The sequence below is a fragment of the Streptomyces sp. AC550_RSS872 genome, assembly GCF_019049285.1.
Classification (GTDB): domain Bacteria; phylum Actinomycetota; class Actinomycetes; order Streptomycetales; family Streptomycetaceae; genus Streptomyces.
The window spans coordinates 1-216 of sequence record NZ_JAGMUL010000170.1; the positions used below are offsets into that span (position 1 = coordinate 1).

Here is a 216-nt window from a genome sequence, read left to right on the forward strand (position 1 = left end):
TCTCAAACGAGCCGCTGACGTTTCGACTACGGGGGTCTTACCCTCTACGCCGGACCTTTCGCATGTCCTTCGCCTACATCAACGGTTTCTGACTCGTCTCACAGCCGGCAGACTGTGAAAGAGAGATCCCACAACCCCGCATACGCAACCCCTGCCGGGTCTCACACGTATACGGTTTAGCCTCATCCAGTTTCGCTCGCCACTACTCCCGGAATC

At 56.9% G+C, this 216-nt stretch carries 1 rRNA gene; it reads right to left on the reverse strand.

Annotated features, from left to right (window positions below):
- Positions 1 to 216, reverse strand: a 23S ribosomal RNA gene (locus KUM44_RS47820); the annotation flags it as partial.